This is a genomic window from Streptomyces sp. NPDC127068 (genome assembly GCF_042724695.1).
Taxonomy (GTDB): Bacteria; Actinomycetota; Actinomycetes; order Streptomycetales; family Streptomycetaceae; genus Streptomyces.
This window is the reverse complement of record NZ_JBHXEN010000002.1, coordinates 195,608-214,342: the sequence shown is the minus strand read 5'-3', so window position 1 is coordinate 214,342 and position 18,735 is coordinate 195,608. Positions and strand designations below refer to the sequence as shown.

General features: G+C 73.0%; 10 protein-coding genes and 1 pseudogene. 3 read left to right on the top strand and 8 right to left on the bottom strand.

The annotated features are described in order from the left end of the window. Window positions 1–32: 32 nt before the first annotated feature. Entirely contained in the window at window positions 33–1,133 is a 1,101-nt protein-coding gene (locus ACFWIA_RS01985) for a hypothetical protein (RefSeq protein WP_386999428.1), read from the bottom strand. A gap of 561 nt (window positions 1,134–1,694) precedes the next feature. Between ACFWIA_RS01985 and ACFWIA_RS01980 the strand changes: the two genes are divergently transcribed. Further along, entirely contained in the window at window positions 1,695–3,548 is a 1,854-nt protein-coding gene (locus tag ACFWIA_RS01980) for a BTAD domain-containing putative transcriptional regulator (RefSeq protein ID WP_386999426.1), read from the top strand. An 81-nt stretch (window positions 3,549–3,629) separates the two neighbouring features. Here ACFWIA_RS01980 and ACFWIA_RS01975 read toward each other — a convergent pair whose 3' ends face one another. Together ACFWIA_RS01975 and ACFWIA_RS01970 are read right to left on the bottom strand one after the other, a co-directional pair. Then, window positions 3,630–5,150, bottom strand: a complete 1,521-nt coding sequence (locus ACFWIA_RS01975) for a long-chain fatty acid--CoA ligase (protein ID WP_386999424.1) — start codon at window positions 5,148–5,150, stop codon at window positions 3,630–3,632. Window positions 5,151–5,156: 6 nt separating this feature from the next. Then, window positions 5,157–6,719 (bottom strand): class I adenylate-forming enzyme family protein, encoded by a 1,563-nt coding sequence (locus ACFWIA_RS01970; RefSeq protein ID WP_386999422.1) that lies wholly within the window; start codon window positions 6,717–6,719, stop codon window positions 5,157–5,159. 307 nt (window positions 6,720–7,026) lie between these two features. Here ACFWIA_RS01970 and hemA point away from each other — a divergent pair, with 307 nt between their 5' ends. Together hemA and ACFWIA_RS01960 are read left to right on the top strand one after the other, a co-directional pair. Further along, window positions 7,027–8,265, top strand: a complete 1,239-nt coding sequence (gene hemA / locus ACFWIA_RS01965) for a 5-aminolevulinate synthase (RefSeq protein WP_386999489.1) — start codon at window positions 7,027–7,029, stop codon at window positions 8,263–8,265. 45 nt (window positions 8,266–8,310) lie between these two features. Continuing rightward, a complete protein-coding gene (locus ACFWIA_RS01960) occupies window positions 8,311–8,988 on the top strand; it encodes an O-methyltransferase (protein ID WP_386999420.1) in 678 nt (225 codons plus the stop codon). A 56-nt stretch (window positions 8,989–9,044) separates the two neighbouring features. Here the strand turns inward: ACFWIA_RS01960 and ACFWIA_RS01955 are convergent, their stop codons facing one another. The 5 genes and pseudogenes from ACFWIA_RS01955 to ACFWIA_RS01935 form a co-directional block, all read right to left on the bottom strand. After that, entirely contained in the window at window positions 9,045–10,148 is a 1,104-nt protein-coding gene (locus ACFWIA_RS01955; protein WP_386999418.1) for an HAD-IIIC family phosphatase, read from the bottom strand. Then, on the bottom strand, window positions 10,145–11,269 hold the full coding sequence (locus tag ACFWIA_RS01950) for an acyl-CoA dehydrogenase family protein (protein ID WP_386999416.1): 1,125 nt from the start codon (window positions 11,267–11,269) through the stop codon (window positions 10,145–10,147). The genes ACFWIA_RS01955 and ACFWIA_RS01950 overlap by 4 nt, the downstream gene beginning before the upstream one ends. Next, complete coding sequence (locus tag ACFWIA_RS01945; RefSeq protein ID WP_386999414.1) at window positions 11,262–11,558, bottom strand: acyl carrier protein; 297 nt, start codon at window positions 11,556–11,558, stop codon at window positions 11,262–11,264. Before ACFWIA_RS01945 ends, ACFWIA_RS01950 begins: the two co-directional genes overlap by 8 nt. A 35-nt stretch (window positions 11,559–11,593) precedes the next feature. Continuing rightward, window positions 11,594–12,451, bottom strand: a complete 858-nt coding sequence (locus ACFWIA_RS01940) for a 3-hydroxyacyl-CoA dehydrogenase family protein (RefSeq protein ID WP_386999412.1) — start codon at window positions 12,449–12,451, stop codon at window positions 11,594–11,596. A 74-nt stretch (window positions 12,452–12,525) separates the two neighbouring features. Continuing rightward, window positions 12,526–18,714 (bottom strand): annotated as a pseudogene (locus ACFWIA_RS01935) (type I polyketide synthase); the annotation flags it as partial. Window positions 18,715–18,735: the final 21 nt, after the last annotated feature.

The window sequence follows — 18,735 nt, the reverse complement described above, 5'->3', positions numbered from 1 at the left end:
CGGTCCGTACGGCACAGCGGACCACCGCGCGGTCACCCGGAGCGCGCCAGCCAGGCGGCCAGGGCCTCCCGCGTGCCCGGCAGGCCGTACGCGGACGTCAACCAGGGGCCCAGTTCTCCGGAGGCCCAGGCGCGGTCGGCGCCGGGCAGCGCTCCGAGTACCGCACGCTGCCACGGGGTCAACGCTCCGGAGGCCACCGTGGCTACATCACCGAGTGCGTCGACCACCAACCCGGAGGCGACCGCGGCGACGTCGTCCGGCGCGGCCACCGGCTCGCCCAGCTGGCGGGCGACGACGTCCCGGGTCGATTCCCCGCGCTCCCCGGGTAGTTGCCGCAACGTCGCCGCGAGCAGCCCGGCGACGTGGTTGTCATGGAAACGGGTGCGCCAGACCCTCTCGTACCCCTCCGGGTCGACGTTCACGGCCGCCAGTTCGGCGACCATCGCGGCGACGGCCGCGGGCAGTTGGTCGGGGGCGGTGATGCGACAGAGGGCCACGGCCGCGGCCCAGCGGTCGGGGTCGGCCCGATCTCCCAGCAGCCGTTCCAGGAGCGCCGCGTCGGAGCGCGTGCCCGCCGCCCCGGCGAGCGCACCGAGGGCGATGAGTGCGGTGGTGCGCTCCCGGCCGGGCAGCCGGCGGGCGCACAGCCTGCGCAGTCCGGGGAGGGAGACCGACGCCAGCTCCGGGAACCAGGCCAGCAGTTCGGCCGCCGCGCCAGCGGTCGACGGGTCGGCGGCGTCCAGGTGCGGCAGCACGGCTCGCGCCCCCGCGGCGACCGCACGGCGGGCGGCACCGTCATCCGGCGGACCGCCGGCCGGCGGGGTGGCCCCGTCCTCGGACGGTGGCTCCACCAGCCGGGTGAGGTAGCCGAGGGCGCGCTCGCGATCGGGGGTGCCGCCCTCGGCGAGCAGCCCCAGGAGGAAGGGCACGGCGTGCGCCGCCGCCGGGTGGACGGTGCCCTGGTGGTAGAGGTGGGTCCCCAGCCACTCCCAGGCCCGGTGCCGATGGCCCGGGTCGGCGGAGGTGAGCGCCCGCAGTCGGGCCGGGACGTCCGCCGCCGGGCCGCCCATGGACTCCCACTCGGCCCAGGCCACCCGATCCAGCTCCGCCAGGGAGAGCACTCCCTCGGTCATCGCCCGCCCCCGTCGTTCCCGCACCGCCGGACCCCGTGCCTCGGCGGCGAACGACGGCAGAACGTACCACTTCCCGCCCCGCCCGGGGATCCGGCGCGCCGGTTGGTGCGGGCGGAGGAGAACGGGGAACTCTTCGGACAGGTACGTGTCCGCACCATGGATGAAGTCGAGCCCCCTCCCTGAAGAAGAACGCAGAACGTCAAACGCGTGAAACCAATTCGAACAACTTCCGTACACGGTCCTCGAAGGGGAACCCATGGTGCCCACGCATCATCTTGGGGATCAACGGCACCTCGCCCACCACCGTGCAACCACGGAAAGCGCTACGCTGCTCACCGGGAGTGAACACGATCGACCCACCTACCAGTTGGCCCCCTTGCAGCGCACAACGACCGCGTGCCCCAGCAATGTTCGCCACACGTTCCGATTCGCCCGAATAGCGACAACGTCCCCACCGTAGGCGTGCACCACCCCGCCCGTGATTGCCAGATGCAGCCGATGCCCCGTCGGTCAACCGTTCCCGGGCACTGATCCGACATCTTGGCCGAAGAAGGAAGCGATTTGATCGATTTCAGGATTCTTGGTCCGCTTGTCGTCGAAGTCGGCCAGCGTGAGTTGACGGTTTCCGCGCCACGGCAGAGAGTCATCCTCGCCGCCCTGTTGCTGAGTGCCAAGCAGATCGTCTCGGTGGATCGCCTCCAGGACTTCGTCTGGGACGGCACGCCGCCGCCGAGCGGACCGGCCGTGGTGCGCACCTACGTGATGCGGCTGCGGCAGGCGCTCGGCCCGAAGGCCGGAGCACGGATCATCACCCGCACCCCGGGATACCTGATCGAGGTGGACGAGGAGGAGACCGACCTCGGCCGGTTCAACAACCGTCGGGACAAGGCCGGCGTACTCGCCGCGGCAGGGGACCTCGAAGGGGCCTCGGCGGAGCTGACGGCGGCGCTGTCGGCGTGGCGCGAACCGCTGCACGACATAGATTCGACGACCTTACGCGACATCGAGGTGCGGCACCTCGAAGAGCGGTACTTCCAGACCCTGAGCTGGCGGCTGGATCTGGACCTGCAACTGGGCCGGCACGCGAGCCTCGTTCCGGAACTCTGGCGGTTGACCCGCGAACACCCCCTGCGGGAAGCACTGGTGGCCCGGCTGATGCTGGCGCTGTTCCGCTCCGGCCGGCAGTGCGACGCGCTGAACGTCTTCCAGCAGACCAGGGCGCTGCTGGTCGAGCAGCTGGCCACCGAGCCGGGCGCCGAACTCCAGGAGATGCAGGCGCGGATCCTCGCCGCGGAGGGTGCGCCGCCCTCCGATCCGGTGCCCGCCGTGGCCCGCCCGTCGGCCAGGATCACCTCGTCCCGACCGCAGCCGGCCCAGCTCCCGGCCGCCCTACCCGATTTCGTGGCCCGTCGACTGTCCGCGGACGACGAACCCGGCGGCAGCGACCCGTTCGACCCGCTGGCCGGGGACCCGGCCCTCGGCCCGGCCGCGACGACGGTCCTCAGTGGTGGTGGCGGGGTCGGCAAGACCGCCCTCGCCGTGCACACCGCGCACGCGTACCGCGGGGAGTTCGCCCACGGCCAGCTCTACGCCTCCCTGGGCGGCAGCGGAGGGCAACCGGCCCATCCTTCGGGCGTGCTGGCCCGGTTCCTGCGGGATCTCGGCGTGCCGCACGGCGCGGTCCCCCAGGACGAAGCCGAACTGGTGGCCATGTACCGCTCCGTCGTGGCCGACCGCAAGCTGCTGATCGTGCTCGACGACGCCGCGAACACCGCCCAGGTGCGCCCCCTCATCCCCGGCGGCGCGCGCAGCAGGGTGATCATCACCAGTCGGGACCGGCTGGCCGGTCTGGAGGGTGCGCGGACCATCGTGCTGCGCCGGATGGACAAGGAGAGCTCCCTGCACCTGCTCGGCGCGGTCGTCGGCCGGACGCGTGTCGAGTCGGAACTCGCGGCGGCCCAGCAGATCGTCCGGATCAGTGGCGGCCTGCCCCTGGCCCTGCGGATCATCGGCATCCGGTTGCGCCAGCAGCCGTACCGCCCGCTCGCCGACATGGCCGCCCGGCTGGCGGCGCCCGAACGGCTGCTCGACGAGCTGAGCGTCGGGGACCTGGTGGTGCGCGACTGCTTCGCCGGTAGTTACGCCGCCCTCTGCACCCCGGTGGGGCGCAGGGTCGGCCCGGACCGGGTGCTGCGGACCCTGGGGACCCCCGACACCTCGACCTTCACGGCCGCCTCGGTCGCCGAGCGGCTCGACTGCTCCCACCTCGACGCCGAGGACGCGTTGGACCGCCTCGTCGACGCCAACCTGCTGGAGCAGGACGGCTTCGGACGGTACTTCCTGTGCGACGTGGTCCGGGCCTACGCCAGGGAGATGGACCGGGCGGCGTACGGGACCGCTCCGCAGGCCGGGTGACACCACGGGGGGTGGTCCCCGGCCCGGGGCGGCGGGTTGCGGCCGAGCCGCCTCCCGGGCCCGGGGACCACGCCCCGGGCGTCACGGGCGGCGGGCCCCCGGGGTCGCGAACCGTGCCGTCAGCTCCCGCTTGAGGACCTTCCCGCTGGGCCCCAACGGCATCGCATCGGTGAGCACGGCCAGCCGCGGGTACTTGTGGGCCGCCATGCGCTCCCGGCACCAGTCCACGATCCGGCCGGGCAACGCCTCGTCGGCGGCGCCCGGCCGGGGCACCACGACCGCGCAGACCTCCTCGCCGAGGGTGTCGTGCGGCACGCCGATCACGGCGACCTGCGCCACCGCGGGGTGTCGGGCCAGGATCTCTTCGAGTTCGCGCGGGTAGACGTTGTATCCCCCGCGGATCACCAGGTCCTTCTTGCGGTCGACGATGCGCAGGTACCCGTCGGCGTCCAGGAGGCCCAGGTCGGCCGAGCGGAACCAGCCGTCCACCAGGACCTCGGCGGTGGCCTCGGGGCGGTTCAGATAGCCGGCCATCACGTTGTGGCCGCGGATGACGACCTCCCCGACCTCGCCGGCGGGGAGCAGTTCGATGCGGTCGTCGACGTCGGAGCGGGCGATCGCGACGTCGACGCCCCAGATCGGTTTGCCGACCGTTCCGGGGCGCCGTGGCCAGGCCCGCTGGTTGTACGCGACCACGGGCGAGGTCTCGGTCAGGCCGTACCCCTCGTAGATCGGGCAGCCGAACCGCGCCTCGAACTCCTCCAGCACCGCGACGGGGAGGGCGGCCCCGCCGGAGTAGGCCCGGTCCAACCGGAACGGGCGGGTGGGGTGTTCGGCGGCGGCGAGCAGCGCGAGGTACATCGTCGGCACGCCCATGAGCACCGTGCAGCCGTGCGTCGCCATGAGGTCCAGTGCCCGCGGGCCGTCGAAGCGTTCCATCAGCACCACGGTCGCGCCGGCCCGGAAGGCGGTGTTCATGCCGCAGATCTGCCCGAAGGTGTGGAACAGCGGCAGACAGCCCAACAGCACGTCGTCGGCGTGCATCGCGAACGGTGATTCCCTGCCGAGTTCGACGTTGAGGAAGACGCTGAGGTGGGTGAGCATGGCGCCCTTGGGGCGGCCGGTGGTGCCGGAGGTGTAGAGGACCAGTGCGATGTCGTCGGGGGTGCGCGGGACGAGGGCGTCGACGGCGTCGGTCCCGGCGTCGAGGGCGGCGTCGGTGAGGACGGGCGTGGCCGTCCGGGCCGCGGCGGCGCCGCCGTGACCGTGGCGCGCGTCCTCGGTGCAGATCAGCAGGCGCGCTCCGGAGTCCGCCAGGACGTACGCGATCTCGTCGGTGCGCAGCGTCGTCGGTATCGGGACGAGCGTCACGCCGAGGGCGAGCGCCCCGAAGTACGCCATCGGGAAGCAGGGCGCGTTGGGGAGCAGCAGCGCCACCCGGTCGCCGGGTCCGATGCCCTGTCCGCGGAGCACAGCGGCGTGGCGGCGGGCGCCGGCCCAGAGTTCGGCGTAGGTGAGGGTGGCGTCGGTCGTCACGAGGGCCGGGTGCTCGGGCCGGCGCAGGGCGGACTCGGCGAGGACGGCGGCCAGGGAGAGGCTCATGGCGGTTCAGCCGCCCGTTTCCGCGGCCAGCCGTGCCTTGTCGGGCTTGCCGACCGCGGTCAACGGCAGCGTGGGGCGCAGGTGGATGCGCTCGGGGACGTGCGGGGCAGAGAGTTCCGCGCCGATCCGGGCCTTCAGCTCCTCCTCGGTGACGGGGGTGCGGGCGTCCCGGAGGGCGACGGCTGCGTGCAGGTGCTCGATCCGGTCGCCGTCCGCCACCGCGAAGACCGCGGCCTGGGCGATGCCCGGGTGGGCGAGGAGGACCCGTTCCACGTTGGCCGGGTAGACCTTGATGCCGCCCGTCTTCACCGTTTCGGAGCGTCGGCCGCGGAGGGTGAGGTAGCCGCGGGCGTCGAGGGAGCCCAGGTCGCCGGTGTGCAGCCAGCCGTCGCGCAGGGTCCGGGCGGTGAGTTCCGGGTCGCCGACGTACCGGGTCATCGCGAACGGCGACTGGACGAGGATCTCCCCGGTCTCGCCGGTGGGCAGGTCCCGGGTGTCCTGTTCGTCGCGGATGCGCAGCTGGGTGAACAGCGGGCGTCCGGCGGTGGTCAGCAGCGCCGGGTCGGAGTGTTCGAACGGGGTCAGCAGGGTGATGGCGGCGGCCTCGCTGGTGCCGTATATCTGCATGAGCACCGGTCCGAACCGTTTCGCCGCGCGGGCCAGGCGCTCCGGTGAGGACGGGGCTCCGGTGTAGCTGAGGACGGTGATGCTGGACAGGTCGGCGCGGTCGACGTCGGGGTGGTCGAGCAGGAGGTACAGCTGCGGCGGCGACACCAGCAGGCGGGTGACCCCGTGGTGCGGGACGGCGGCGAGCACCCTGCCGGCGTCGAAGCCGTCGTGCAGGACCACCGTGCCGCCGGAGGCGAGCGTGTCGTCGGCGGCCTGTCCGCTGGAGTGGCTCATCGGCAGGGTGGCGAGGTAGACGGCGCGCCAGGCCTGTTGGAGGCCGCCGGTGATGAATCCCCTACGGGTGCCGAAGCTGACCACGATGCCCTTCGGTTTGCCCGTGGTACCGCTGGTGTAGGTGACGACGGCGTCGGCGGACGGGGCGACGGCCACCGCGGAGGCGTCGAACGCGGGGTCGCCCGCGGTCAGGTCGATGACGTCCGGTCCGAGGTCGCCGAGTGCCACCATGTCGACCGGGGTGAGTACGCCGTCGCGCACCTCGCGGGCCCGTTCCAGGTTGTTCGCGTCGACCGCCAACACCGTCACCCGGGTCTCCTCCACGATCCGGCGGGCGGCGTCGAGGCCGATCCGGTCGCCCGGGTCGACCGCGTTGATGGTGTGCAGGTGCACCACCGTGGCTCCGACGAGGTTCGCGGCGTACCGCAGGATCAGGGTGGCCGGGGTGTTCGTCACGGTGAGCACGCCGACGACGAGGTCGGGCCGGCCGCCGGTACACCGGTGCAGCACCGCGGCGGCGGCCCGCACGGCGCCGGTGAACTGCCGGGCGGTGAGCGTCACATCGCGCCAGGTGAGGACGGGTCGGCCGGGTTCGGCGTCGAGGACCCCGAGGATCTCGCCGACGTACGTGGTGTTCGCGGGCATGGTGAATTCGTCCCCTCCCATGGCGGAATCCCGCAGAGCATACCGCGCCGACAATGTGAAGAGAATGAATCCACGAGGCCGTGACACATATATCGCGAACAATTCGAGGAAGTCATCGAGACGCCATCGGGATGATATTCGACACCGCGAGAATTGCCACCCGGAACGCTCCTTCCCAGCGACCTGAGTACGTTTTACGTTCCCGCGCACGGGGCTGCCGCGAGCATGACGGAATTGAGTCGTGCACACACCGCACCACGCTCCGCCGCCCACGGCCGCGGAACGCTGCCGCCTCACCGTCATGAATTCCAGAGAACGGGTCGACGTCATGTCTCATTACCTCGACGCCCTGCAAAAGCTGCACACGGCCCTGGACTCCGCCGGGCCGAAACGCGATTTCCTGGAGGTCGACCGGATCGCCGGGCGTTTCCCGGCGGCCGTGAGCAGCCGCCCGCGGCACCCCGCCGACATCAGTGTGTGGTGCAGCAATGACTACCTGGGTATGGGGCAGCACCCCGCCGTACTGACCGCGATGCGCGACACGTTGGGCGCGTCGGGGGCCGGAGCGGGCGGCTCGCGGAACATCGGCGGGACGAACGGGCAGCACGTCCTGCTGGAGCGGGAGCTCGCGGAGCTCCACGCGAAGGACGAGGCGCTGCTGTTCACCTCCGGCTACACCGCCAACGAGGGCGCGTTGTCCGTGTTGGCGGGGCAGATCGAGGGCTGTCTGGTCTTCTCCGACGAGAAGAACCACGCCTCGATCATCGACGGTCTGCGGCACAGCGGCGCCGAGAAGCGGATCTTCCGGCACAACGACGCCGCGCACCTCGAAGAGTTGGTGTCCGCGGCCGATCCGGACCGGCCCAAGATGATCGTCACGGAGTCCGTGTACTCCATGGACGGTGATGTGGCGCCGCTCGCCGAGATCGCCGCCATCGCGAAGCGCCACGGGGCGATGACGTTCCTGGACGAGGTGCACGCGGTCGGCATGTACGGTCCGCAGGGTGCCGGGATAGCCGCCGGCCTCGGTCTCGCCGACCGGTTCACCGTCATCATGGGGACGCTCGCCAAGGGCTTCGGTACGACGGGCGGTTACATCGCCGGTCCCGCGGACCTCATCGACGTCGTCCGCAGGCTCTCCCGTTCCTTCATCTTCACCACGGCCCTGCCGCCCGCGGTGGTCGCGGGCGGCCTGGCCGCGGTGCGCCATCTGCGCGCCTCGGACGAGGAACGCGGCCGGTTGAGCGAGAACGCGACGCTGCTGCACCGGTTGTTGAAGCAGCTCCGCATACCGTTCCTGTCCGACGAGTCGCACATCGTCTCCGTCCTGGTGGGCGATGACGCGACCAGCCGGCGCATCTCCGACCTGCTGCTGGAGCGGCACGGCATCTACGTCCAGGCGATCAATGCGCCCAGCGTCCGCGAGGGCAGTGAGATCTTGCGCATCGCGCCGAGCGCGGTGCACTCCACCGACGAGGTCCGGGCGTTCGTCGAGGCGCTCGACGGCATCTGGCAGGAGCTGGACCAGCACCGCTCCGGCCTGGCCACCGCCTCCGCCGCCTCCTGACGGGCACCCGCACGTCCGCGCACCGATCGACATCGAAGGACCATCGTGGCTGATCAGATCGCCGTCACCCCGCGCCTCGCCGCGTACGTCCGTGAGGTCTCCGTACGCGAGGACCCGCTGCTGCGCGAACTCCGCGAGGAGACCGCCGGCCTCCCCGGTGGGGTGGCCATGCAGGTGCCCCCCGAGGAGGGGCAGTTGCTGTCCCTGCTGGCCCGACTGGTGAACGCCCGCTCCGTTCTGGAGATCGGGACGTTCACCGGGTACAGCACGCTCTGCCTGGCCCGGGCGCTGCCCGCCGACGGACGGGTGGTGACCTGCGACATCACCGACCGTTGGCCCTCCATCGGGGCCCCCTACTGGGAGCGGGCCGGCGTCGCGGACCGGATCGACCTGCGCATCGGCGACGCCCGGGAGACCCTGGCGAAGCTACGGGCCGAGGACGGAGCGGACGGCCCCGGCGCCTTCGACCTCGTGTTCGTCGACGCGGACAAGTCGGGGTACCCGGAGTACTACGAACTCTGTCTGACGCTGGTGCGTCCGGGCGGGCTGATCGTCGTGGACAACACCCTCTTCTTCGGTCGGGTCGTCGATCCGTCGGCGCAGGACCCCGACACCGAGGCCGTCCGCGAGCTCAACACCCGGCTGCACGGCGACGAGCGGGTGGACGTCAGCATGCTCGCCGTGGCCGACGGCATCACCCTGGTGCGTCGCCGGCCCGAGTGAGCCCAGCGTGAAGTGGCCGCCGCACCGGGGACGGTGCGGCGGCCTTTGACGTTCCGTCAGCGGGCGGCCGGAGCGGCGCCGTCGGCAGTCAGCTCCGGGGCGTCGAGCCGGACCGTCGTCGAGCCGCCCCACGCGGTCGGCACCAGGTGCAGCCGTTGCACGCCCTCGACCGCCGGCGGGGCGAGCGCCTCGCGGCAGGTGCACTCCGTGTCGTCGAAGCCGGCGAAGCGGTAGGCCACCTCCATCATCCGGTTGCGGTCGGTGGGCCGGAAGTCCGCGAGGAAGTGCGCCCCCGCCCGGGCCGCCTGGCCCGCGAGCCAGGCGAGCAGGGTGGAGCCGGCGCCGAAGGAGACCACCCGGCAGGAGGTGGCGAGCAGACGCAGGTGCCACACCTGCGGATGCTTCTCCACCAGGATGACGCCGACCGCCCCGTGCGGGCCGAACCGGTCGGTGAGCGAGGCCACCAGCACCTCGTGGTCGGGGTCCGCCAGCAGCCCGCGGAGCGTCTCGTCCGCGTAGTGCACCCCGGTCGCGTTCATCTGGCTGGTCCGCAGCGTGAGTTCCTCCACGCGGGAGAGCTCGTCCTCGGTCGCCCGGTCGATCCGCATGACCAGTTCCAGCGAGCGCAGGAAGTCCTCGTCGGGGCCCGAGTAGTCGGCCCGTTCGGCGTCGCGCCGGAAGCCCGCCTGGTACATGTCCCGTCGCCGCCGGGAGTCGACCGTGCTGAACGGCGGCCTGAACTCCGGCAGTTCGGTCAGCTTCAGGGCCGCGTCGGCCGGATAGGTGCGCACCTGCGGGAGGTGGAACTCGACCTCGGCCCGCTCGGTGTGCTGGTCGTCGATGAACGCGATCGTGCCGGGCGCGAAGTTGAGCTGCTCGGCGATCCGGCGGATCGCGTCCGACTTGTTGCCCCACCCTATCTCCGGCAGCACGAAGTACTCCGCGACGCCCAGGGCCTCGAGCCGCGGCCAGGCCAGGTCGTGGTCGTTGCGGCTGCTGACCGACTGGAGGATGCCCCGCGCGTCCAACTCGACGATCACCGCGCGGATCTCGTCGGTGAGCCGTACCTCGCCGTCCTCCAACAGCGTCCCCTGCCACAGCGTGTTGTCGAGGTCCCACACCAGGCACTTGACGACGGTCGGTGCCGTCTGCTCGCTCAACGTCCCCCCTCCCGGGCTCCGGACAGCACGTGGTCGGCCAACAGCAGCCGGCTCATCTCGTTGCTGCCCTCGATGATCTCCATGCACTTGGCGTCGCGGTAGGCGCGCGCCACGACGTGCCCGTCCCGGGTACCGGCCGAGGCCAGCACCTGTACCGCCAGGGCCGCGCCGTGTGCCGCGTTCGTCGCACTGGTGTGCTTGGCCAGCACGGTGGCGACGACCTGGTCCGGGGAGCTGTCGTCCCAGCAGCGACTGGCGTACTCACAGGCCCGGCTCGCCGCCTGCTCGGCGACGAGCAGGTCGGCCAGGTGCCCGGCCACCAGTTGGTGGCTGCCCAGCGGCTGACCGAACTGCTCCCTGGTCCGCGCGTGCGAGCCGGCCGCGGCCAGGCAGGCGCGCAGGATGCCGACACAGCCCCAGGCGACCGACATCCGCCCGTACGCCAGTGCGGTGGTCACCAGCAGCGGCAGGAACTGGCCGCCGCCGCCGAGCAGGTTCTCCACCGGCAGCCGCACCCCGGTCAGGCGCACGTCCGCGTGTCCGGCGGCGCGGCACCCCAGGGGGGCGGCGATGCGTTCCACCGTGACGCCGGGCGCGTCGGTGGGCACGACGACCGCGCCCGCCCCGCCGTCGTCGAGCAGGCCGAACACCACCACGAAGTCGGCGTAGGCCGCCCCCGTCGTCCAGGTCTTGCGGCCGTCGACCACGACGGTGTCGCCGTCGCGCACGATGCGGGTGTCGATGGCCGACAGATCGCTGCCCGCCTGCGGCTCGCTGAACGCCACCGCCGCCAGTTCCCCGCCGGTGAGCCGGCCCAGCAGCGCGGTGCGTTGACGCGCGTCGCCCAGCCGGGTGATCGTCCAGGCGGCCATGCCCTGGGAGGTCATGATGCTGCGCAGCGAGGAGCAGAGACTGCCGACGTGCGCGGTGAACTCGCCGTCCTGGGCACTGCTCCAACCCAGTCCGCCGTCCTCGGCGGGCACGAGCGGGCAGAGCCAGCCGCCGGCGCTGAGCTTGCGGAGCGTCTCCCGGGGCAGTTCCCCCGTGCGGTCCCACTCCTCGGCCTGGTCCCCGACGAGGCCGGTGACCACGTCCCGTGCCGCGTCCAGCGCGTCACTCACCACCGGTCCCCGCTTCCGTGCCGCGCAGGCGGTGCACCAGCGCCACCATGGTGTCGACCGTGCGGAAGTTGTCCAGGCGCAGGTCCGCGCCGCGGATCGAGATGTCGTACGTCTTCTCCAGGTGCAGGACCAGTTGCATGGCGAACAGGGAGGACAGCCCGCCCGTGGCGAACAGGTCCACGTCCGGCTCCCAGCTCCGCTTGGTCTGCGCCGTCAGGAAGCCGAGGACCTCCTTGCGCACCGCGCCGCCGTCCGTGCTCTGGTCGGGTGCGTTGTCGGTGGTGTCCATCGGGGTGTCTCCTCGCATCGGGTGGTGGTGCGTGTTCAGTGGGTGTAGGTGTAGAAGCCGCGGCCCGACTTGCGGCCGTGGTGCCCCTGGCGGACCTTCTCCAGGAGCAGGTCGCAGGGGCGGCAGCCCTCGTCGCCGGTGCGCTCGAAGAGCACCTGGAGCGAGTCGACGAGGTTGTCGATGCCGATCAGGTCGGCGGTGCGCAGCGGGCCGGTCCGGTGGCCCAGGCAGTTCTCCATGAGCGTGTCGACGGCTTCGACGCCCGCGGTCCCCTCCTGCACGATCCGCGCCGCGTCGTTGATCATCGGGTGGAGCACGCGGCTGGTGACGAAGCCCGGCGCGTCCTTGACGACGATCGGCTCCTGCCCCAGGGCCGCGAGCGTGGCCGCCAGCGACTCCATGGTGGCCTCGGCGGTCCGCACGCCGCGGATCACCTCCACCGTCCTGATCAGGTACGGCGGGTTCATGAAGTGGGTGCCCACCACCTCGCCGGGTCGCTGGGCGACACCCGCGAGTTCGTCGATCGGGATCGACGAGGTGTTGGACACCAGCGGGGTGCCGGGGCGGGTCAGGGCGGACACCTCGGCGAGGACCTTCGCCTTGACGCCGAGGTCCTCGGTGGTGGCCTCGATGACGAGGGTCGCGTCGGCGGCGCCGGCGAGGGTCGTCGCGGTGGTGAGCGGGCCGGTCGCCGTGTCGGCGGCGAGCCGACCCATCAGCTGCGCCATCCGCAGTTCGCCGGCGATCTGGTCCCGGGCGCGCTCCAGCACCGGTTCGTCGACGTCGACGAGCAGTACGGGCAGGCCGCGGAGCAGGGCCAGCGTGGTGATGCCGACGCCCATGACGCCCGCGCCGACCACGGCGAGGCGGTGTTCGTCGGTTTCTGTGTCCATGACGGGACAGGGTCCTTCCGTTGAGGGGTGCTCAGGAGGGGGTGGTGAGGAGGGGGTGGTGAGGAGGGGGAAGGTCAGGAGAGGAGGGCGGCGAGCCAGTCGGAGACGGTGGCGGCGGTCGTGTCCGCGTGCTGTTCCATCATCGAGAAGTGGTCGCCGGGGACGTCGAGGGTGGTGTGGGCGCCCGGCCAGCTCGACCGCCAGTCGCCGACGGCGGGCGCCGACTCGCCGAGCGGGGCGGAGGCGCGCACCAGCAGGACGGGGGCGGCCACCTCCGGGGGCGTGTAGTCGTCGAGGATGCGGAAGTACTTGCCCATCGCGGTGAGTCGGGTGCCGTCCATCGGCACCGCTTGGTCCTCGCGGTCGAACATGCCGCTCAGCAGCACGTCGTTGAACTGCGTCATGGCCTTGTTGCTCGACAGGTAGGTGTCGAGCAGGACCACCGCGGCCGGTTGCACCCCGCGGGCTTCGAGTTCGGCGGCGACGCCGTGGGCGACGGTGCCGCCGGAGGAGGAGCCCAGCAGGACCAGGCGGCGGTTGCGGCCGAGGCGTTCGATGATCTCCTCCGCCTGGTAGGCCAGCATCGGCGCCATGGACGACGGGAGTCGTTGGCCGGGCAGGAACCCGGGGGCGGACAGGGTGCTGGAGCCGTAGGTGCCCCGGAACCGGTTGACGAAGCGGGCGTACTGGTGGCCGCCGCCGAGCGCGACGACGGAGCCGAAGCACACCAGCTCGGGCGCCTCGTCGTGGGTGTTGATCCGCAGCAGTGACGGGGGTTCCTCGCTGGAGCGCAGCTCCGCAGGGGTGTGGAACTCCGGGCGCAGCGCGGAGGTGTTCTTGAGCAGGTCGATCGCCTCGTCGGACTTGCCGCGGCGGCACAGCTGCCGGAACAGGGTGCTGACGGGGTCGTCGTCGGGGCGGGCCGCGACCGGTGCCGGGGGCGGTGCGGAGGTGCCCGGCTCGGCGGCGGGTGCGGGCTGTCCGGCCGCCGCCGCGGTGGCCCATTCGGTGCGGACCAGTTCGGCGAGCTTGGCGGGGGTGCCGCTGGAGAACACCACGGTCGGCAGCAGGTTGAGGCCGGTGGCCGCGGCGAGCCGGTGGCGCAGTTCCAGCGCGGTCAGCGAGTCGAAGCCGACGGAGAGGAAGGCGTCCTCGGCGTCGAGTCCGGCGCTCTCGGCGTCGGCGTGGCCGAGCACCTGGGCGGAGTGGACCCGTACCGCTTCCAGGAGGAGGTCGTACTGCTCGTCGGGGCTGGCGGCGAGCAGCCGGTCCCGCAACTGCGGGTCCGCGGCGGGGCGTTCCGGGTCGGTGGTGCGGACCAGGGCGCGCAGCAGGTGCGGCACCGGGCCGTCGCGGAAGGCGCTGACGTCCAGGGCGACGGGTGCGAGCACCGGGTCGGGCGCGGTGAGCGCCGCGTCGAACAGGTCGGTGCCGGCCGTGGCGGACAGGGCGTGCACCCCGCTGCGGCCCATGCGGTGCAGATCGGCGTCCGACAGGTCCGCGGTGAGGCCGCTGCGCTGTTCCCACAGGCCCCAGGCGAGTGACTTGGCGGGGAGTCCGGCGCGGTGGCGCAGGGTCACGAGCGCGTCGGCGGCGACGTTCGCGGCGCTGTACGCGGCTTGTCCCGGGCCGCCGAACAGGCCGGCCACCGAGGTGTACACCACGAACGCGCGCAGCGGCAGTGCGGCGGTCGCTTCGTGCAGGTTCCAGGTGCCGTCGACCTTGGGCGCGAGGACGCCGGCGAGGCGTTCGGCCGTGAGGTCGGTGAGCAGCCCGTCGTCGATGACTCCGGCGGTGTGCACGACGGCGGTCACCGGGTGTGCGGCCGGGACCGTGGCCAGGGCCCGGTCGAGGGCGGCCCGATCGGTGACGTCGCAGGTTTCGGCGGTGACCCGGGCCCCGGACCCGGCCAGTTCGGCGATCAGTTCGTCCGTTCCGGGTGCCGCCGGGCCGCGCCGGCTGAGCAGCAGCAGCTGGCGTACGCCGTGCCGGGTGACGAGGTGCCGGGCCAGGATGCCGCCGAGTGCGCCGCCGCCGGTCAGGACCACGGTTCCGGTGCCGTCGAAGACGTCGGTGGCCGGGTCGCCGGCCGGTGTCCGGCGCAGCCGGGGCAGGTGCAGCCGGCCCGCCCGCAGGGCCACTTCGGGCTCGCCGCTGGACAGCACCGCGGACAGTGCATCGGCCGTGGTGCGCGGGTCGTCGGTGTCCAGCAGCACGATCCGGCCCGGGTGCTCCTGCTGGGCGGAGCGCACCAGTCCGTGGACGGCCGCGCCGGCCACGTCGAGGGGTTCGTCCGCCAGGTCGACCGCGCCGCGGGTGAGCACCACCAGGGGCGGGCAGCCGGCCGGGGGGCGTTCCAGCCAGGTGTTCAGCTGTTCCAGGACGGTGGTGGTGGCCGTGTGCACGGCCTCGGGGCCGGCCGGTCCGTCGGGCGGGCAGAGCAGCAGCACCGCGTCGAGGCCGGTGGGGTCGTCGGTCGGTTCGGCGCCGGCTCCGGTGGGCACCAGCCGCCCGTCCGGCGGGCCGAGCAGGGACCAGCGCACGATCGGGCCGGCGGCGGCGGTGGTCGACGCGGTCCATTCCACCCGGTGCAGCGCGTCGGTGACGGGGCTCAGCACGTCGAACGAGGTGGTGCGCATGGCGAGGGTGGCGACGGTCGCGACCGGGCGGCCGTCCCCGTCGCTCACGTGCAGCGCGACGTCCTCCGGGCCGGTGGGGTTGAGGGTGACGCGCAGGGTCTGCCCCGCGCGGGCCCCGGACCACAGCCGCACCTGTTGCCAGGAGAAGGGCAGGGGCACGCCGGTGGCGCCGGGTTGTTGCTCCGCGTCGCGGCCCACGCCGGCCTGGCGCAGGCTGACGGTCTGGAGGCAGGCGTCCAGCAGCGCCGGGTGCAGCGGGAAGTCGCCGGCGGCTCCGTCCGGCAGGGTCACCTCGGCGAAGACCTCGTCCCCGCGGGACCAGGCGGCGCGCAGGCCGCGGAAGGCGGGGCCGTACTCGATGCCGCGGTCCTGGAGGATGCGGTACAGCGCGCCGATGCGCATCCGTTCGGCGCCGGGCGGCGGCCAGGTGGCGGCGGTCGGCATCGGGGGCAGCGCCCCGGAGGGGGCCAGCAGGCCGCTGCCGTGGTGCGTCCACTCGACGGCGTTCGCGGGCCGTGAGTGGATCTCGACGGTGCGCTTGCCGGCGTGGTCGGGTGCCCCGGCGGTCAGCCGCAACTGCACGCCGGTGTCGTCGGCGGGCAGCACCAGCGGTGCGGACAGGGTGAGTTCCTCGATGAGGTCGCAGCCGAGTCGGCCGCCCACGTGGGCCGTCATCTCGACGTAGGCGACGCCGGGCAGCAGGGCGGCCCCGCGCACGGCGTGGTCGGCGAGCCACGGGTGTTCCGCGAGCGACAGTCGGCCGGTGAAGACGGTGCTGCCGCTGCCGGGCAGTTCCACTGCGGCGCTCAGCAGCGGGTGTCCCGGGTCGGTCTGTCCCATGGAGGCGGGGTCGCCGCCGGCGCGGGTGGCGTCCAGCCAGTACCGCTGGCGTTGGAAGGCGTAGGTGGGCAGGTCGACGCGGCGGGCGCCGGTGCCGTCGAAGACGGGTGCCCAGTCCACCCGTACCCCGGCGACGTGGGCGTGGGCGAGCGAGGCGAGCAGCCGTTCGGGGCCGGCGTCGTCGCGGCGCAGCGTCTCCACCACGGTGAAGTCGGTCAGCTCCGCGTCGGCGGCGGCGTCCTGGAGGTTGAAGGTCAGCACCGGATGCGGGCTGACCTCGACGAAGGTGCGGTGCCCGGCGTCGAAGAGCCGCTGGGTCGCCTCGTGGAAGCGCACGGTGTGCCGCAGGTTGCGGAACCAGTAGTGGGTGTCGAGTGCGGTGGGCTCGGCCCATTCGGCGTCCACGGTGGACATCAGGGGGACGGTGCCGGGCCGTGGGCGCACGTGGGCGAGCCCCGTCAGCAGGTCGTGGCGCACCCGGTCCACGGCGGCGGAGTGCGGGGCGTAGTCGACGGGGGTGCGGAACACCATCAGGTCGTCGGCGCGGGCGAACTCGTCCATCGCGGTGGCCTCGCCCGCCAGCACGACCACGCGGGGGCCGTTGACCGCGGCGATCGACAGCCGACCGTCGTACGCGGCGATCATCTCCTCGGCCTCCGGGGCGGAGAGCAGCACGGTGGCCATGGCGCCGCCCCGGGTCACGGCGGCGAGGGCGCGGCTGCGGTGCACGGCGATCGAGGCCGCGTCCTCCAGCGTGAGGATGCCGGCGACGCAGGCCGCGGCGACCTCGCCCTGGCTGTGTCCGACGACGGCGGCCGGGGTGACCCCGTGGGCCTGCCACACCGCGGCCAAGGACACGAGGACGGAGAAGAGGACCGGTTGCAGGGTCTCGACGTCGTCGATCGACGGGGCGCCGGGCTCCTGGCGCACCACGGCGATCGGGGACCAGTCGAGGTGGGCGGCGAGGGCGCGCGCGCAGTCGGCCATGCGGGCGGCGAACGCCGGTGAGGTGTCGAGCAGTTCGCGGGCCATGCCGGGCCATTCGGCGCCGAGTCCGGGGAAGACGAACACGGGCTTGGCCGGTTTCGCCGGGGCGGTCCCGGTGATGACGGAGGGTACGGGCTCCTCGCGGGAGAGGGCGGCGAGGCCGTCGAGCAGGGGGGCGCGGCCGGTGCCGACGACGACGGCGCGCTCGGCGAACCGGGACCGGCCGAGCGCCAGGGACAGGCCGATGTCCGTCGGGTGCGTCCCGGGCGAGGCGAGCACCCGGGCGTGCAGTCGGGCGGCCTGGGCGCGCAGGGCCGTCGGGGTCCGCGCGGACAGCGTCCAGGCGACGGGGGTGTCCTGCCGGGGCCCGGTCGGCTCCGCGGGCGGCTCCTCGGGGGCCGCTTCCAGGATCAGATGGGCGTTGGTGCCACTGGCGCCGAAGGAGGAGACCGCGGCCCGGCGGGGGCGGTCCGACGCGGGCCAGGCGGTGGCCTCGGTGAGCAGGGCCACCTGGCCCTGGCTCCAGTCGACCTGGCTCGTCGGGCGGTCGATGTGCAGGGACCGGGGCAGTAGGCCGTGGCGCAGGGCGAGCACCGTCTTGATGACGCCGCCGACGCCGGCCGCCGCCTGGGTGTGCGTGAGGTTGGACTTGAGCGAGCCCATGAGCAGGGGCCGGCCGGCGGGGCGGTCCTTCCCGTACACGTCGAGGACGGCCTGCGCCTCGATGGGGTCGCCGAGTACGGTGCCGGTGCCGTGCGCTTCCAGGGCGTCGATGTCGGCGGGGCGCAGTCGCGCGTTCTCCAGGGCCTTGCGGATGACCTTGCGCTGGGCGGGGCCGTTGGGGGCGGTGAGCCCGTTGCTGGCGCCGTCCTGGTTGACCGCGGAGCCCTTGATGACGGCGAGGACCGGGTGTCCGTGGCGGCGGGCGTCGCTGAGGCGTTCCAGCAGCACCACGCCGACGCCCTCGCCGAAGGCGGCTCCGTCGGCGCGCGCGGAGAACGACTTGCAGCGGCCGTCGCCGGCGAGCCCGCCCTGGCGTCGGGAGCCGCCGAACAGGCCGGGCGCGGACATGACGGTGACGCCGCCGGCCAGGGCCAGCGAGGTGTCGCCCTCGCGCAGCGCCTGGCAGGCCAGGTGGATGGCGACCAGGGAGGAGGAACAGGCGGTGTCCAGGCTGACGGCGGGTCCCTCCAGGCCGAGGGCGTAGGAGACGCGGCCGGTCAGCACGCTCGGGATACTCCCGGTCCCGAGGAAGCCCGCCAGGTCCTCGGGAGTGTGTCCCAGGCGGGTGCTGTACTCGCTGTTGATGATGCCGGCGTAGACGGCCGTATCGCCGCCGCGCAGGCCCGTCGGGTCGATGCCGGCGCGTTCGACGGCCTCCCAGCAGACCTCCAGCAGCAGCCGTTGCTGGGGGTCCATGGCGAGCGCTTCGCGCGGGGAGATGCCGAAGAACGCGGCGTCGAAGTCCAGTGCGTCCTGGAGGAAGCCGCCCCTCAGGACGGGCGCGGCATCGGGGTCGTCGGGGGCAGCGGGGTCGTCGGGAGCAGCAGGGGCACCGGGGCCATCGGGGTCCGTCGGCAGTTCCCAGCCGCGGTCGTCGGGGACGCCGGTCACGGCGTCGCGTTCGGCGACCAGCAGGTCCCACAGCTCTTCGGGGGTCTGCACTCCGCCGGGGAACCGGCAGCCCATGGCCACGATCGCCACGGGTTCCTGGGCGCGTTCGGTGAGCCGCTGGTTGTCCTGCCGCAGCTTGGCGTTGTCGAGCAGGGACGCGCGGAGGGCCTCGACGACCTGTTCCGCCGGCGCCGTGCCCGACGT

What these genes read in the sequence shown, in the direction of transcription:
- hemA (WP_386999489.1), top strand. Translation starts at nt 7,027, where the DNA reads ATGTCTCATTACCTCGACGCCCTGCAAAAGCTGCACACGGCCCTGGAC.
- ACFWIA_RS01940 (WP_386999412.1), bottom strand. Translation starts at nt 12,451, where the DNA reads ATGGACACAGAAACCGACGAACACCGCCTCGCCGTGGTCGGCGCGGGC.
- ACFWIA_RS01985 (WP_386999428.1), bottom strand. Translation starts at nt 1,133, where the DNA reads ATGACCGAGGGAGTGCTCTCCCTGGCGGAGCTGGATCGGGTGGCCTGG.
- ACFWIA_RS01970 (WP_386999422.1), bottom strand. Translation starts at nt 6,719, where the DNA reads ATGGGAGGGGACGAATTCACCATGCCCGCGAACACCACGTACGTCGGC.
- ACFWIA_RS01945 (WP_386999414.1), bottom strand. Translation starts at nt 11,558, where the DNA reads ATGGACACCACCGACAACGCACCCGACCAGAGCACGGACGGCGGCGCG.
- ACFWIA_RS01975 (WP_386999424.1), bottom strand. Translation starts at nt 5,150, where the DNA reads ATGAGCCTCTCCCTGGCCGCCGTCCTCGCCGAGTCCGCCCTGCGCCGG.